Raw genomic sequence first — 15012 nt, 5'->3', positions numbered from 1 at the left:
GTGCTCGTCGGCATGCCGCCGCCGCTGCACCCGCCGGTGCCGGACGAGCTGGCCGGGGCGAGTTCGCACGGCTACAACTGCCGGTGCGTCGCCGAGCACTTCGGCCTGGACCCGGCCCGCTACGGCGAACTGCCCGCGTGTTCCCTCACCGAGGCCGAGTACCAGCGGCTGCTCGGCGAAGCCGTCGAGATCCAGCAGGAGGCCAAAAGGCTCGCCGCGGCGCGGGACATCGCCGGCGCACACCGGGCTTACGGCCGGCTGCGGCAGCTCGCGCAGCGGCTCGACCGGAGCGACTTCGAACTCGCCGCCGTCAGTGACCTGGCAGGTGTCTGCTACTCCGCGGGCGACCTGCGCAACGCCCGGCAGTGCGCCGAAGCCGTCCTCGCCGCCTTCCGGGTGAGCGCGGCCGCGGCTGTCCACTTCGGACAGTACGCCGAGCTGCGGATGGTCGAAGGTTCCCGCGAGGTGGCCGATCGCGTGCTGATCTCCCTGTCCACCGAGGACGGTGACGTCGCGCGGGCGCGTGCGCTGATCGCGGGACAGCGGCACCGGGCGGCCCTGCGGAAGGCGGCCGGCCCGGAGCAGTACCCGCCCGAGCTGCTCGACCCGCACGGCACCGACGAGCTGGAGCTGCGGATCCTCGAGGTGCGCGTCCAGGTGGCCGCCGGCGACCCGGCCGGGGCACTGACCGCGCTCGAGAAGATCCTGGGAGCGCTGGACGGGGACGGCGACCGGGTGGCTTCCCTGCGGGCGATGGCCCAGGCCGAACGCGCCCGCCTTCGCCGCGCGGGCGGCCAAGACGCCGACGCGCGCGCCGACCTGGTCCGGCTCACCGCGAACCACGCCGCCAAGTACGCCATCGACCTGGCCGCCGACCGTGCGTCGGCCGGCGACTTCCCGGGGGCGGTCGCGGCGATCGTCGCCGCCCGAGACGACCTCGCGGCGGCGGGCGCGACCGGTGACGTCGCGGAGGCGAGTCACGCGCTGGGGACGGTGCTGATGCTCAGTGGCGACGTCCGGCAGGCGCGGGACCAGTTCGAGCACGCGGGCAGGATCTGGACCGCCCACGACGACCGGCCCGGGCTGCGCCGGCTCGACGTGGCGCTGGCCCGCTGCGCCGCGGCGGAAGGCGACTGGGCGACCGCCGAGGAGCACGTGACGCGAGCGCGGGAATCGGCACGCGCGTCCGGTGAGTGGCTGGAATGCCTGCACACGGACTTCGTCGCGGCCACGATCGGCTACGCGCGTGGTGATGACCCGCGCGCGTTGCTGGACCTGCTGCTGCCGCTGGCGCTCGCGGCCGCGGATTACCGGTTCGAGTTCTCGTCGCCGCGGGCCCGCACGGCGTGGGCCCGCGACGTCGCGGGGCCGGCGACCGAACTGCTGATGGCGGTGCTGGCCCGGCTGCGGGAGCCGAGACTGGCGGCGGAGCTGGTCGAACGCACCTGTGCCGTCGGCGCCTACACCGCGGGCGGGGCAGCGGCCGTCGACCTGACCGGGACGGTTCCCGCGCTCGAGGTGGCGCTCGCCGGCGACCGCCTTCCGCTCGCCGCGCTGGGCACCGTCACGTCGTCGCTGCCGCTGCGCCTGGCCCCGCCGCCCGCTCTGCGGTGGTCCCCGGACTCGCCGATGGAACTCGACCGCTGGCTCGACGTCGCCGCCGAGCGGTATCGCACGTCGCGGCCGGAGACCCCGGCGGTGTGCACCTGGCCGGCGACCGAAAGGGAGACGTTCCTCCTGCGGTACGCCGATGCCGGGCACACCTACCTCACCTGGCGGACCACCGCCGACCTCGACACCGTCCACACCCACCCGGTCGACGCCGCCCTGGTCGCGACAGCGCGCGAGTACCTGGACGCCGCGTCCCCGACGCCGCACGAGGGCGAGAGCGTCCCCGACGCCGTCGGACGGGCTCTGGCCGCCTTCACCGGCGAACAACGGCTGGCCCGGGTCCTCGGCCTGAACCTGCTGCCGGCCGATCTCGTCGCGCGCCTGCGGGAGGCCGCCGCCGGCGGACGGCGTCCGCTGCTGCGCGTCCAGCCGTCGCCGAGCCTCGCCGCGGTGCCGTGGGGGCTGGTCGCGCTGCCCGACCGGCGCCCGGACCGCGTGCTCGGCCCCGGCGAGGAAGGCGGGTGCTTCGACGGTGACGAGCGCGTCCTCGACGTCGCCGACGTCTCGCTGCTGGCGCCCGTCGGGATCCCGCGCCGTCCCCCGGCGCCGCCCGGGCCGCCCTGCTACCTGCTCGACCCGCGGATCCCCGGCCAGAGCGCGTTCGGCGAGCTGGGCTCGGTGCTCGGCAAGCAGGACGCGGCGTCGCCGCTGATCCGCCACCTGGACTCGCGGCTCGCCGAGGGGCCGGTCCGGCCGTCCGCCGCGCGGGGCCTCGACCTGGTCCGCCGCACCGACACCGACCGGCGGCTGCTCGCGCGGCTGCTGGCCGAGCCCTGTTCACGGCTGGTGTTCGTCGGGCACGTCAGCCGGGTCCGCGACGACCACGGCGCGCAGACCGCGCTGCACCTGTCCTGTGCGGCCGAGCTGCCCGGCACGGCCGAGCCGATCGGCGCGCACCGGCCCTTCACCGCCGCGGACCTCGCACTGTCCGAAGTGGACGCGATGCCGGCGCGCGTGGCCCTGATCGGCTGCGCCAGCGCGAGCGACTTCGGGCTGCCCGAGCCGTTCGGCGTGCTGCTCGCGGCGGTCGCGGCCGGGGCCCGGCTGGTGGCCGCGACGGTGTGGGCGCTGCCGACGTCGGCGGCGGTGCCGGGCGCGGACCCGATGGCCGAGCTGGTGATCGCCGTCGACACGGCGCTGGCCGGCGACGACCCGGTCGCCGAGCTCTGCGCGTGGCAGCGGACCCGGCTCGCGCGGTGGCGCGAACGGCCCGAGCCGGCTCGCTCGCCGGTCTTCTGGGCGGCGCTGACCTGCCTCGATGCCTCCGACGACGGGCAAACCTGGGTTCGGTAGCGGCCGGCCCGCCGGAAGCTGTGTGCACACCACACAGCGAAGGGCGGGACCGATGTTCAAGAAGATCCGCGAGAAGGTCGACGAGGCCACGCAGCAGGGTATGGCCCGCGGCGCGCAGGACTTCCGGCAGCACGCGGAGCAGTTCCGGCAGGCCGCGGCGGCGCAGGGGCACGACATCACGCCGCAGCTGCCGACGCCGCAGCCGGCCGCGCAGGCGTTGCGGGGCCTGACCGCCGACCCGGACATGGCGGCGTTCATGGCGCTCCCGCCGGAGGAGCAGCTGCGCCAGCAGCAGGAGCTGCAGGCCTACGGCACCGAACTGCGGCGGCTGTACGACACGTGCGAGCCGGCCACGCTGGTGATCCGCGCCCTGGAGCCGACCGGCCGGACGATCGCCGGGCAGGCGCAGTACACGGCGACGCTGGAGGTCACCCGCGCCGGCGGCAGCACCTACCGGACGGTGACCCGGCTGATCACGCCGCAGGCGACGATCCAGCAGTACGCGCCCGGCACCCGGCACGAGGCCCGCGTCGACCCGGCCGACCCGGCGAAGGTCGCCGTGTTCGGCCCGATCGACTAGGCGGCCGCGGTGTTCGGATTCGTTCCCGGGCTCGCGGACCCGCCGCGGCCGGGCCGCCGGACCGGGCGCGGGCTGTGGCTGCTCGGGATCCCGACGACGCTCGCCTGGGCCGCCGCGGGCTGGTCCGGGTCGCTCGGGATCCTGGACAACTTCCGGCTGATGTCGCTGAACCGCCTCGACGCGTGGGGGGCCGGGGCGGGCTCGGCGGCATCGCTGGTGCTGTTCTTCAGCGTGGCGGTCACGGTGGCCTCGTCACTGGGGTTCGCGATGCTGTGGGGCGGCGGGCTGTCGCTGAACGGCGTCGGCCTCGGCTTCCGGGCGGGCTCGCTGACGGCGGCACTGGGCGTGGCACTGGGCAGCGGCGTCGCGATCCCGTCGTGGACCCCGCCGGAGTCGGTGGGGCAGCGGCTCCCGTTCCTCGACGGGAAGGCCGAGCCCTGGTCCGATGTGGACTGGGTCGTCTACTACGAGCCGTACCTGGTGCCGGCGGTGGCCGCGCTGGTCGCGCTGGTGCTGATCGTGGTGCTGCTGCGGGCGTTCCTGCGCGAGGCGGAGGCACAGGACCGGGAGGGGGCGCTGCGTCAGCGGGGGCGGCGGGTCACCGGGCACGTGGTGCACGCCGAGTTCACCAACGTCTGGGTGATGGGCAACCCGCGGTTCGTCGTCCACGTCCGGTTCGCGACGGAGACGGGGGAGCGCACGGTGGTGGCGACGATGGTGACGTCGTTGTTCCAGTCGCCGTCGCGCGGCTCGGCGGTGACCGTGCGGTACGACCCGCAGGACCCGGAAAACGTGCTGGTGGAACCGGCGGGGACGGCTGACCCCTAAGGGGCTCGTGGGACCGCGCCGGCGGCCGGTAGACATATCGGACGAACCCGGACCCGACTCCCGAACGAGGAGAGCACCATGGCCCGACGCCGGCCGGTCTTCCGCGGCCTGATCCTCGCTTTGGTCGTGCTCTGCCTGTCGCCGGTTCCGGGCGCGGTGGCCGCGACCGGGCCGAGATATGCGGCCGCCGGCCTGCACCGGCCGGTCGACCTGCTCGTCGACAAGTGGGGTGTGCCGCACATCTACGCGGCCGACACCAGTGACCTCTTCTTCGCGCAGGGCTTCAACATCGCCCGCGACCGGCTGTTCCAGATCGACACCTGGCGCCGCCGTGGTCTCGGGCAGCTCAGCGAGGTGCTCGGTCCGTCCTATGTGGAGCAGGACCGGGCCGCCCGGCTGTTCCTCTACCGCGGCGACATGGACGCCGAGTGGGCGTCCTACGGTCCGGAGGGCAGGCTCGCCGCCACCCGGTTCGCCGAGGGCATCAACTCCTACGTCGACTGGCTGGGCCGCAACCCCGCCGCCGTTCCGCCGGAGTTCGCCAAGCTCGGCTACCAGCCCGCCCGCTGGCGCCCGCAGGACGTGGTGCGGATCCGCACGCACGCCATCGGGGAGAACCTGATGTGGGAGGTCGCCCGCGCGAAGCTCGTCTGCCTGGCCGGCCCCGGCGCGAGCCGCTACCTGCGGTCCCTGCACCCGGACCACGAGGCGGCGGTGCCCGCCGGCCTCGACCCGTGCTCCGTGCCGGACGACGTGCTCAAGGTGTACGACCTCGCCACCGCCGCGGTGAACTTCACCGGGAGCGGCTTCCGGACCGAGACCAAGGACATCGCCGACGCGACCGCCGGCAGCAACGCCTGGGCGATCGGGCCGGGCCGGACGGCGTCGGGCCGGCCGATCCTGGCCAACGACCCGCACCGCGGCGCGGACGCCCTGCCGTCGGGCCGGTACGTCGCGCAGCTGTCGGCGCCCGGGCTGAACCTGGCCGGCGCGGGCGAGCCGTGGAACCCGGGGATCGCCATCGGGCACAACGAAAACATCGCGTTCGGCCTGACGAACCTGCCGATCGACCAGACCGACCTCTACGTCTACGACCTCGACCCGAACGACCCGACGCGCTATCGCTACGGCAACGGCTGGGAGCGGATGACCACGGTCGCCGAACCCATCGCGGTGCGCGGCGGCACGCCGGTCACGAAGGAGCTGTCCTTCACCCGGCACGGCCCGGTCGTCAAGGTCGACGAGGCGGCGCACCGGGCGTTCGCGGTCCGCACGGCGTGGACGCAGCCGGGCGCCAGTGCGTACCTGGGCAGCCTGAACTACCAGCGCGCCACGAACTTCCGCGAGTTCACCGCGGGCATGCGGAACTGGGGCACGCCGGGCTCGAACCTGGCCTACGCCGACGTGCGCGGGAACATCGGCTACGTCCCGGCCGGGCTGACGCCGCGTCGCACGGGTGCCGGCTACGACGGCCTGCTGCCGGTCCCCGGTGACGGCCGCTACGACTGGAACGGTTTCTACGCGAACAGCGAGCTGCCCGGCCAGTACAACCCGCCGTCCGGGTATTTCGCTTCGGCCAACGACTTCAACATCCCGCCGGGTCACCCGGTGGTGTCCAACTACGAATGGCAGCTCCCGTACCGCAAGCAGCGCATCGACGAGCTGATCGAGTCCCGCCCGGGCGCGACCGTCGCCGATTCCCTGGCGCTGCAGAAGGACGAGAAGTCGTTGGCGGCCACGCAGCTCCTCGAGTTCGTGCGCGGGCTGTCCTCCTCGGACCCGGACACGGCGAAGGCACTGGAGCTGCTTCGCGGCTGGGACGGCGTCGCGTCGGCGGATTCGCCGGCGGCCGCGCTGTACGAGACGTGGATCATGAAGTACCTGCACTACGTGTGGGCGCACGCGGTGCTGCCGCAGGCCGCGGCGGACGCGCTGGTCCGCACGATCAACCCCGACTTCAGCCTGATCATCGCGTCCTTCCGCGACCCGTCGGGCTGGCTCGGCCCGGACGGCGCGGCGGTGCGCGACCAGCTGATCCTGAGCTCGCTGCCAGTGGCGTTCCGAGACGTGGCGGGCCAGCTCGGCCCCGACCCGTCGACGTGGCACTGGGGGACGCTGCACCACAACGAGTTCAAGCACCCGCTGGGCGGCCCGAACGTCGGCCCGACCCCGATCGGCGGCGACTACCACACGATCCACCCGTCGTTCTTCCACCCGCTGACCTACGCCCAGATCATCGGGGCGACGTTCAAGATGGCCCTGGACGTGGGCAACTGGAACGGCTCGGCGGCGATCAACGCGCCGGGGCAGTCCGGCGACCCGCGCAGCCCGCACTACAGCGATCTGAACGGCCTGTGGGCCTCGGGTGGCTCGTTCCCGCTGCTGTACAGCCGGAGCGAGGTCGAGCGGAACCTGGACGTCCGGATCCGCCTGGAGCCGGCCGGCTGACGCTCCGGGGTTTCACGAGGTGACGCGACGTCCGGGTGATCCCGGCGCGATTCACCGAAGTGGCGGAGGACGGTGTCCCCATCTCGTGAAATCCCGCGCGGCGGGCCACGTCCGGTCAACCCGGACGCCCGGATCCGGTGGCTGCGGGTCACCCCGGCAATCTGTCCATCATGGACGGAAGCCTCGTGATCCGACCCGGGAGAAATCCATGCGCATCGGAACAATCGCCGTCGCCCTGACCGTGGCCGCCGCCGGAACGGTCGTCGCACCGGGGGCCGCGGACGCCGCCACCTCCTACCCGGTCCAGGTACTGCAGGAGACGAACAAGTACCGCGCGCAGGCCGGGTGCCCCGCGCTCGTCGGCAACGGGCAGCTGACGGTGGCCGCGCAGGTGCACACCGACGAAATGGCGAAGTACCGGTACATGAGCCACACCGGCGTCGCCGGCGACAACCCCGACGACCGGATCACCGGCGCCGGCTACCCGTGGAAGCGCTGGGGCGAGAACATCGCCGCCGGGCAGCGGACTCCGCAGCAGGTCGTCACCTGGTGGATGAACAGCCCGCCGCACAAGGCGAACATCCTCAACTGCGCGTTCCGCGAGATCGGCATCTGGTACACCCTCGGCGGCGCGCGCACCTACTGGACCCAGGACTTCGGCACCGCCCGCGGCGCCTGAGGAATTCATCCGAAGGTGCCATTGGCGCGTCCCGGTTTGCTGGCGGGCGCCGGGTTCACGACACTCCAAGCATGGCGGAAGACTCGATCACGGTGTCCGAAGCGGCCGCGGACAGCTCCGTCCGGTTCGCCGTCGTCCTGCGCGGGTACGACCGCCACCAGGTCGACGAGTACGTCCAAGCGCTGCAGGAGCGGGTGGCTCGGTTCGCGGAAGGCGGTGTGCCGCAACCGCGGCCACCGGCGGAACCGGCGGCCTCCGGGGTCGGCGCGCGCATCGAAAAGATCCTCGGCCTCGCCGAAGCCGAGGCCGCGGCGATCCGGGCCGCGGCCGAGGAGGACGCCGAGAAGATCCGCGCGGACGCCCGCAGTGCTGTCGCGGACGCCGAAGACGTCCGGCGGACCGCGGAAGCCGAGGCCCAGCGCGAGGCCCGGCTGATCGTCGCGCGCGCGGAAGAAGAGGCGGCCGAAGTCCGGGCGCTGCACCGCGAGCTCTCCGACGACCTCGACCGGATCGCCGAAGCCATCGCCGCGCTCCGCGGGCCGGCGGACGGGCGCGAACCGGAAGCGAGCACCGACGACGCCGAGGAGAACGGCGAGCCGATCGCCCCGAAGCCCGCGCGCCGGGTGACCCGCCGCGGTGGGGCGGCGGAACGCCGGGCCGGGCCGGCCTGACCCCGAACACACAGTCCGAGGTCCGGCCGGGAGGAGAAACGTGGAGCTCGCCGAATACCTGCGCGCCTTGCGAGCGCGGTGGCGCGCCGTGGTCGCCGGAGTCCTGCTCGGGGTGCTGGCGGCCGTGGTGTTCCTGCTCTGCACCACCCCGCAGTACTCGGCCAACAGCCAGCTGTTCGTCTCCACCCGTCAGGGCGACGACGGCACCGAGTTGTACTCGGGTGGCAGTTTCGGCCAGCAGCGGGTCAAGTCCTACGCGCAGGTCGTCACGACGCCGCGGGTGCTCGACCCGGTGATCGCGCAGCTGCGCCTGCCCGGCACCGCCGACGAGCTCGCCGAGCGAGTCACCGTCGGCGCGCCGCTGGATACCGTGCTCGTCGACATCGCCGTGCGCGACGCCGACCCCGCCCGCGCCGCGACCACCGCCGACGCGATCGGCGACTCGCTGATCCGGGTGGTGACGCAGCTCGAGAGCACCACCGGGCAGCGTTCGCCGGTCACCGTGAGCTTCGTGCGCCGCGCCAGCGTCCCGGCGGACCCGGTGTTCCCGTCGGTGCCGGTGAGCCTGGGAGCAGGCCTGCTGGCCGGGATCATCGCCGGGATCGCGGGCGCGCTGGTCCGCCAGGCGGTGGACACCCGCGTCCGCGGCGAGGCGGACCTGCCGAAGGGCGACGCCGTCCTCGGCGAAATCCCGTTCGACCGCCAGGCCGAGCAGCTGCCGACCTTGCTGCGCAGCCAGCAGAGCGCGCGCGCCGAGGCGTTCCGCAAGCTGCGCACGAACCTGCAGTTCGTGTCGGCCGTCGGGGAGCTGCGCTCGGTCGTGGTGACCTCGGCCGTGCCCGCCGAAGGCAAGAGCACCACCGCGGTCAACCTGGCCCTCACGCTGGTCGACAGCGGACTGCGGGTCGTCGTCGTGGACGCCGATCTCCGGCAGTCCCGGATCGCGCACTACCTGGGGCTGGTCGACACGGTCGGGCTGACGACGGTGCTGCTGGACCGCATCGGCATCGACGAAGCCCTGCAGCGCTGGGGTGGCGACCTGCACGTCCTGACCGCGGGCGAGCTGCCGCCCAACCCGAGCGAGCTGCTCGGCTCGCCGGCGATGGACAAGGTGCTCAAGGACCTCGAGACCCGCTTCGACCTGGTCGTGATCGACTCCCCACCGCTCCTGCCGGTGACGGACGCGGCACTGCTGGCGAAGCGGGCGACGGGCGCCCTGCTGGTGACGGCGGTCGGCCGCACCCGCCGCGACCAGGTCGACCGGGCGGCGCGCGCCCTGAGCACGATCGGCGCGCGGCTGATCGGCATCATGCTGAACCGCGTCCCGGCCGGTTCAGCGGGCGCGGCCGGGCGGTACTACCGCTACCTGACCCCGCCGAAGCGGAGCCGGTTCACGCGGTGGCTACCGGAGAAACGCCGCGACCTGCCGCGGCGCACCGAGCCCGTCGGCTAGTACGCGCCCCGGCCGCCGGCGACCGCGCGGGCCGTCTTCCACAGCACCGTCAAGTCGAGTGTGAACGACCAGTTCTCGACGTAGTACAAGTCCAGCTCGATGCCCTCCGCCCAGCCGAGGTCGGAGCGGCCGCTGATCTGCCACAGCCCGGTCATCCCCGGGGTGACGAGCAGCCGGCGGCGGACGTCGCGTTCGTAGTGGCGCAGCTCCTCCGGCAGCGGCGGGCGGGGGCCGACCAGGCTCATCCGGCCGGTCAGCACGTTGATCAGCTGGGGCAGCTCGTCCGCCGACCACCGGCGCAGGGAGCGCCCGAGCCGCGTGACGCGGGGGTCGTGGCGGATCTTGAACAGCGGGCCGTCCGCTTCGTTGGCCGCGACCAGTTCCGCGCGCCGGCGGTCGGCGTCCGGGTGCATCGTGCGGAACTTCCACACCCGGAACACCTTGCCGTGGCGCCCGCAGCGTGGCTGCCGGTAGAAGACCGGCCCGCGGCTGTCCACCTTGACCGCCACCGCGATCGCCACCAGCACCGGGCTCAGCACGAGCAGGGACGCCGCCGAGACCACGACGTCGAACAGGCGCTTCACCAGCCGGGCCGAGCCGGTGAACCGGGGCGCCTCGATGCACAGCAGCGGCAGCCCGGCCACCGGCCGCGTGTGCACCCGCGGCCCCGCCACCGCCATCACGCCCGGCACCACGACGAGCTGGGTGGGGGTCTGCTCGAGCAGCCAGCCCAGCCGGCGCAGCAGGTCCGGGCCGGCGTCGGGACCGCCGGTGACGGCGATGGTGTCCGCCGCCAGCCGGCGCGCGGCGCGGACGATCGCGCGCGCCGTGTCGTCCGGGCAGCCGCCCGCCGGTCCGTGCCAGCTGCCGATCACGGCGTAGCCGGTGTAGGGGACCGACGACAGCGCGTCGGCCAGCCCCGACACCCGCGCGGTGTCCCCGACCAAGAACACCCGCGCCGACCAGTCGCCGGCGCACCGGCGCGCATGCAGCCATTGCCGCCACAGCCAGCGGGACAGCACCAGCCCGCCGACGCCCGTCGGGAACGCCGCGAGGAGGTAGCTGCGAACCGTCGGATCCCGCAGCAGGTATGCCGCGATCGCCGCGAGACCGAACAGCGTCACCGACGCCGACAGTACCCGTTTGTACTCCTCGTGCCCGATCCCGAGCACGTTCGCGTCCCGGGTGCCCGACACCACCAGGGCGAGCGACCAGAGCAGCGCGAACCCCAGCGGCACGGTGACGTCGCGCCACGGCGGCTGGCCGGGCGCGATCACCGGGACGAGGGTCACGGCCCAGCCGACGACGAGGGTGTCGGACGCGGCGAGGAACGTGCGATACCTTCTCCACCAAGGTTTTTCGGCCATCTACAGTGGACTTTCCGGATGCGCGGCCGGGTCACCTGATCGTTGCGCCCGCGTTGACAGCGCCCCGGCCGGGAACCACTGTCGGAGCATGAGCCCGAACGCGCCACGCCGGTGGTACACCGTGGCCGGCCGGATCGCGCTCGTCGTGCTGGCGCTGCTGACCATCGGCGTCACGGCGTACGGGTGGCACCTGCAGCGCGTGGTGACCAACGGCCTGGGCCAGCTGCCGGGTGACGTCTTCGCCGGCCTGCCGTCCCGGCCGGCCGCGGCTGCTCCGGCGCCGGAGGAGGCCAAGCCGCCCGTCACGGTCCTGCTGCTGGGAAGCGACCGGCGCGAAGGTCCCGACGTCGGCGGCGGCGTGACGGGGGAGCGGGCCGACAGCATCCTGCTCGCGCACTTCGCCGCCGGGCACAAGCGGCTGGAAGTCCTTTCCGTGCCGCGCGATTCCTGGGTGCCCATCCCCGGGCACGGCACCGCGAAGATCAACGCGTCGCTGTCGCTGGGCGGCGTCGGGCTGGTGATCCGCACGGTGGAGGACTTGACCGGGATCCGGATCGACCACGTCGTCGTCGCCGACTTCGCCGGGGTCCGGCGGCTGACCACCGAGCTCGGCGGGGTGCCGGTGGACAACCCGGTGGCCTCGACCGATCCGCAGACCCGGATCCACTTCGACGCCGGGCCGATCGTGCTGGAAGGCGACCGGGCGCTCACCTTCGTGCGGCAGCGGTACGGGCTGCCCCACGGCGACCTGGACCGCATCGGCCGCCAGCACCTGCTGCTCTCGGCGCTGGGCCGTGACGTCGCGACGAAGGCCCTGACCGACCCGGGGCTGCTGGAGCGGGTGCTGGGCGTCGTGCACGACACCGTCGCCGCCGACGCCGGCCTGACCCCGGACCGCTTCCGCGAGCTGTTCCTCGACGTCGCCACCCTGCGCCCGGACGCGGTCACGTTCCACACCGCACCGGTCGCCGGATCCGGGCGCTCGCCGGACGGCCAGGCGTACCTGACCCTGGACCGGCCGCGGCTGGCGGCGGCGGCCGAGGCGCTGCGGGCGGGCCGTCCGCTGCCGTTGCCCGCCACAGTCAGCCCTTCCTGAGTTCGTCGGAGGGTGTCAGAGACCCGCCGTACGCGCGCGGCACGGGGATCACGGCGATGACGCCGGTCCGCCGCCCGGCCGCGCGACGCCGGGCCCGCACGACCGCGCAGACGCCGGCCAGCAGGGCCGCCCCGCCGAGTCCCAGCCAGATCGCGGGCCCGTGCCGGACCCCGCCGTGCAGCGGCGCGGCGAGCAGCCAGACCAGGCCCGCGGCGAGCAGGATCGCGAACGCGACGGCGGGGGCTTTCACCGCGCACCCGCCACGCCGGCGGCGAGCGCCCCGGCCACGACGTCGACCAACTCGGTGATCCGGGCCGTCGTGGCCGCGAACAGGCGCGCGTCCCGCGGATCCGGGACGTCCTGGACGGTCACGGTTCCGCGGTCGCACACGGCGGCGGCGACCAGGTCTTCGAAGCCGCGTGCCCCGCCGTCCGACGCGGCGCGCGCGACTTCGCCCAGCGTCACGACCTTCCGCAGCGCGCGCGGGGAAAGCCGCACGGTTTCCGACAGTTCGGCCCAGGTCATGGTGACCACCGCGGCGGCGTCGGCCACCAGTTCGGCGGTGAGCCGGCGGGACCGGAACCCGTCGTCCGCCAGGCCGTGCGCGGCCAAGGCGGACCGGGCCGCCTCGGCCATGGGCTCACCCGGGCGCGCGCGGACCCCGGCGCTGGAGAACGTCCCGCCGACCCGGGCGGCGAGCAGGCCGGCCGCCAGCGGCGAGCGGAAGACGTTCGCGGTGCAGACGACCAGCACGGCGCTCACCCCGGGCTCCGCTCGCCGAGCGCCGTGACCCAGTCGCGGTAGCGCCGGGCGGCCTCGTCGGCACCCAGCACCGTCTTCGCGTACCTGCGGCCGCTTTCGCCGAACCGGTCGGCTCGTTCGCGGTCGTGGCCGAGCTGCAGCGCGGCCGCCAGCAGCGCTTCGGGATCGCCCGGAGTGACCCGGACGCCGGCGCCGGCCGCGGCGAGCTCGATCCCGGCGGGGCTGTCCGGCTCGGTCGCGGCCAGCACCGGCCGCCCGGCGGCGAAGTAGGACGTGAGCTTGCTCGGCACGCAGACCGAGCGCAGGCCCGGGCGTTCGTTGACCACCAGGACGTCGGCGGCGGCGAGCATGCCGGGGAAGTGCCGGTCGGGGACCGGCGGCAGCACGGACGCCCGCCGGATCCCGGTCGCGAGCCGGCACAGCTCGGCCCGGCGGGAGCCGTCCCCGACGAGCATGAACCGCACGTCCTCACCGCGTTCTTCGGCGAGCCGGGCGGCCGCGACGACGTTTTCCAGGCCCTGCTTGGCACCCATGTTCCCGGCGTGCAGCACGACCGGGCCGCGTCCAGCAGGCCACGGGTGCTCCTCCGGCCACGGCTCGTCGGCCGGCGGGCCGGTGTGCGTCCAATTGCGGATCACCGTGATCCGGCCGGGCTCGACGCCGTGGCGCTGCCGCAGTGCCTCGGCAAAGCATTCGTGCACCGCGACGACCCCGTCGGCCGCGCGCAGCAGCCGGCCTTCGAGCCGGCCGACGTGCGAGCCGCCCGGCGTGCCCAGTTCGGCCGCGGCCGAGGCGTACAGGTCCTGGACGACGACGCCGAACGCGGCTCCCGCCGTCGCCGCCAGCTGCCGCGCGGCCACCAGGGACAGCAGGGACGGGCTGATCCCGAGCACCACGTCGACGTCGCGCAGGCCGCGGGCGCGCAGCCACGCGTGGGCGGCGAACGAGCCTTCGTGCAGGATCCGCCCGAGCCCGGCCGAGTCCCGGGGGACGAAGTGCCGCAGCCGGGTCAGCCGGACCGGGCCGTCGGTCTCGTGGCGGACGAGCCCGCGGTACCCGGCGGCGGTGCGCCACTGCGGGTAGTACGGGAACCCCGCGACGACCCGGACGTCGTGCCCGGCGGCGGCGAGCGCCCGCGCGGTGCCGGTGGTGTAGGGCGCGATCCCGGCGTGTTCGGGGGCGTAGTTGAGACCGACGACGAGAATCCGCATCAGACCGCGACCTCCTGGTGGCGCAGGTACCAGTCGTAGGTGCCGGCCAGGCCGGCTTCGAGCCCGATCTCCGGCCGCCAGCCGAGCGCCCGGATCCGGCTGACGTCGAGCAGCTTGCGCGGGGTCCCGTCCGGCCGGGACGGGTCGAAGCGGATCTCCCCGGTGAACCCGGTGGTGGCGGCGACCAGTCTCGCCAGGTCCGCGATGGCGATGTCCTCGCCGGTGCCGACGTTCACCGGTTCGTCGTCGTCGTAGTGCTGCAGCAGGGTCAGGCACGCCGCGGCGAGGTCGTCGACGTGGAGGAACTCCCGGCGCGGCCGGCCGGTGCCCCAGACCTCGACGGTGTCCGCACCGGAGCGGACCGCTTCGTGGAACTTGCGCAGCAGCGCGGGCAGCACGTGCGCGCGTTCGGCGTCGAAGCGGTCGTGCGGGCCGTAGAGGTTGGTGGGCATGGCCGAGATCCACGGCAGCCCGTCTTCGCGGCGCACCGAACGCACGTGCACCAGCCCGGCGATCTTCGCCACGGCGTAGGCCTCGTTGGTCGGCTCCAGCGGCCCGGTCAGCAGGGCGGACTCCCGGATCGGCTGCGGGCAGGCCCGCGGGTAGATGCACGACGAGCCGAGGAACAGCAGCCGGGGCACGCGGAGCTCGCGCGCGGCGTCCAAGAGGGACAGCTGGATCCGCAGGTTGTCGCTGAGGAACTCGGCGGGCTCGGCGGCGTTCACGGCGATCCCGCCGACCCGCGCGGCGGCGACGAGCACCACCTGCGGGTTGTGCCGGCGGAGGAATTCCCTTGTCGCGTCACGGTCTCTGAGATCGAGTTCGGCGGAGCCGGCGGTGATCAGCCGCGAGAACCCGCGCCGCGCCAGCAGCCGCAGGCAGGCGGACCCGACGAGGCCGGTGTGCCCCGCCACGTAGATCGGCGTGGTCCCGGTCAGCGCACGACGCATCGG

General features: G+C 74.2%; 13 protein-coding genes. 8 read left to right on the top strand and 5 right to left on the bottom strand.

Annotated elements, in window-relative coordinates:
* From QSK39_RS25075 to QSK39_RS25045, 7 genes are all read left to right on the top strand, one after another.
* Positions 1–2964 (top strand): tetratricopeptide repeat protein, encoded by a 2964-nt coding sequence (locus QSK39_RS25075; protein ID WP_285480276.1) that lies wholly within the window; start codon positions 1–3, stop codon positions 2962–2964.
* A gap of 52 nt (positions 2965–3016) precedes the next feature.
* On the top strand, positions 3017–3544 hold the full coding sequence (locus tag QSK39_RS25070) for a hypothetical protein (protein ID WP_285480275.1): 528 nt from the start codon (positions 3017–3019) through the stop codon (positions 3542–3544).
* Positions 3545–3553: 9 nt separating this feature from the next.
* Complete coding sequence (locus tag QSK39_RS25065; protein ID WP_285480274.1) at positions 3554–4372, top strand: DUF3592 domain-containing protein; 819 nt, start codon at positions 3554–3556, stop codon at positions 4370–4372.
* Between the two features lie 78 nt (positions 4373–4450).
* Complete coding sequence (locus tag QSK39_RS25060) at positions 4451–6820, top strand: penicillin acylase family protein (protein WP_285480273.1); 2370 nt, start codon at positions 4451–4453, stop codon at positions 6818–6820.
* 208 nt (positions 6821–7028) lie between these two features.
* Positions 7029–7499 carry a CAP domain-containing protein gene (locus QSK39_RS25055; RefSeq protein WP_285480272.1) on the top strand — a complete coding sequence of 157 codons (471 nt, stop codon included), beginning with the start codon at positions 7029–7031 and terminating at the stop codon, positions 7497–7499.
* A gap of 71 nt (positions 7500–7570) precedes the next feature.
* The gene (locus QSK39_RS25050; RefSeq protein ID WP_285480271.1) at positions 7571–8170 is read left to right on the top strand and encodes a DivIVA domain-containing protein; all 600 of its coding nucleotides are present in this window, start codon (positions 7571–7573) and stop codon (positions 8168–8170) included.
* A gap of 40 nt (positions 8171–8210) precedes the next feature.
* Positions 8211–9623: a tyrosine-protein kinase domain-containing protein gene (locus QSK39_RS25045; protein WP_285480270.1), complete on the top strand. Its 1413-nt coding sequence runs from the start codon at positions 8211–8213 to the stop codon at positions 9621–9623.
* On the opposite strand, the gene QSK39_RS25040 is transcribed toward QSK39_RS25045, so the two are convergent.
* Positions 9620–10990 (bottom strand): sugar transferase, encoded by a 1371-nt coding sequence (locus tag QSK39_RS25040; protein WP_285480269.1) that lies wholly within the window; start codon positions 10988–10990, stop codon positions 9620–9622. The genes QSK39_RS25045 and QSK39_RS25040 overlap by 4 nt on opposite strands.
* Positions 10991–11078: 88 nt before the next feature.
* On the opposite strand from QSK39_RS25040, the gene QSK39_RS25035 reads away from it, so the two are divergent.
* Positions 11079–12086, top strand: coding sequence for an LCP family protein (locus QSK39_RS25035; RefSeq protein WP_285480268.1), 1008 nt, complete (start codon positions 11079–11081; stop codon positions 12084–12086).
* On the opposite strand, the gene QSK39_RS25030 is transcribed toward QSK39_RS25035, so the two are convergent.
* From QSK39_RS25030 to QSK39_RS25015, 4 genes are read right to left on the bottom strand one after another with little or no spacing between them, the layout of a single operon-like run.
* The gene (locus QSK39_RS25030) at positions 12073–12336 is read right to left on the bottom strand and encodes a hypothetical protein (protein WP_285480267.1); all 264 of its coding nucleotides are present in this window, start codon (positions 12334–12336) and stop codon (positions 12073–12075) included. The genes QSK39_RS25035 and QSK39_RS25030 overlap by 14 nt on opposite strands.
* Complete coding sequence (locus QSK39_RS25025; RefSeq protein WP_285480266.1) at positions 12333–12848, bottom strand: arsenate reductase/protein-tyrosine-phosphatase family protein; 516 nt, start codon at positions 12846–12848, stop codon at positions 12333–12335. The genes QSK39_RS25030 and QSK39_RS25025 overlap by 4 nt, the downstream gene beginning before the upstream one ends.
* The gene (locus QSK39_RS25020) at positions 12845–14059 is read right to left on the bottom strand and encodes a glycosyltransferase family 4 protein (protein ID WP_285480265.1); all 1215 of its coding nucleotides are present in this window, start codon (positions 14057–14059) and stop codon (positions 12845–12847) included. The genes QSK39_RS25025 and QSK39_RS25020 overlap by 4 nt, the downstream gene beginning before the upstream one ends.
* Positions 14059–15009 (bottom strand): GDP-L-fucose synthase family protein, encoded by a 951-nt coding sequence (locus QSK39_RS25015; protein ID WP_285480264.1) that lies wholly within the window; start codon positions 15007–15009, stop codon positions 14059–14061. Before QSK39_RS25015 ends, QSK39_RS25020 begins: the two co-directional genes overlap by 1 nt.
* Between the last annotated feature and the right edge of the window lie 3 nt (positions 15010–15012).

The organism is Amycolatopsis sp. NBRC 101858, assembly GCF_030269325.1.
GTDB classification, from domain to species: Bacteria; Actinomycetota; Actinomycetes; order Mycobacteriales; family Pseudonocardiaceae; genus Amycolatopsis; species Amycolatopsis ponsaeliensis.
Note: the sequence above shows the minus strand (reverse complement) of the source record. Positions and strands in the feature narration are given on the sequence as shown.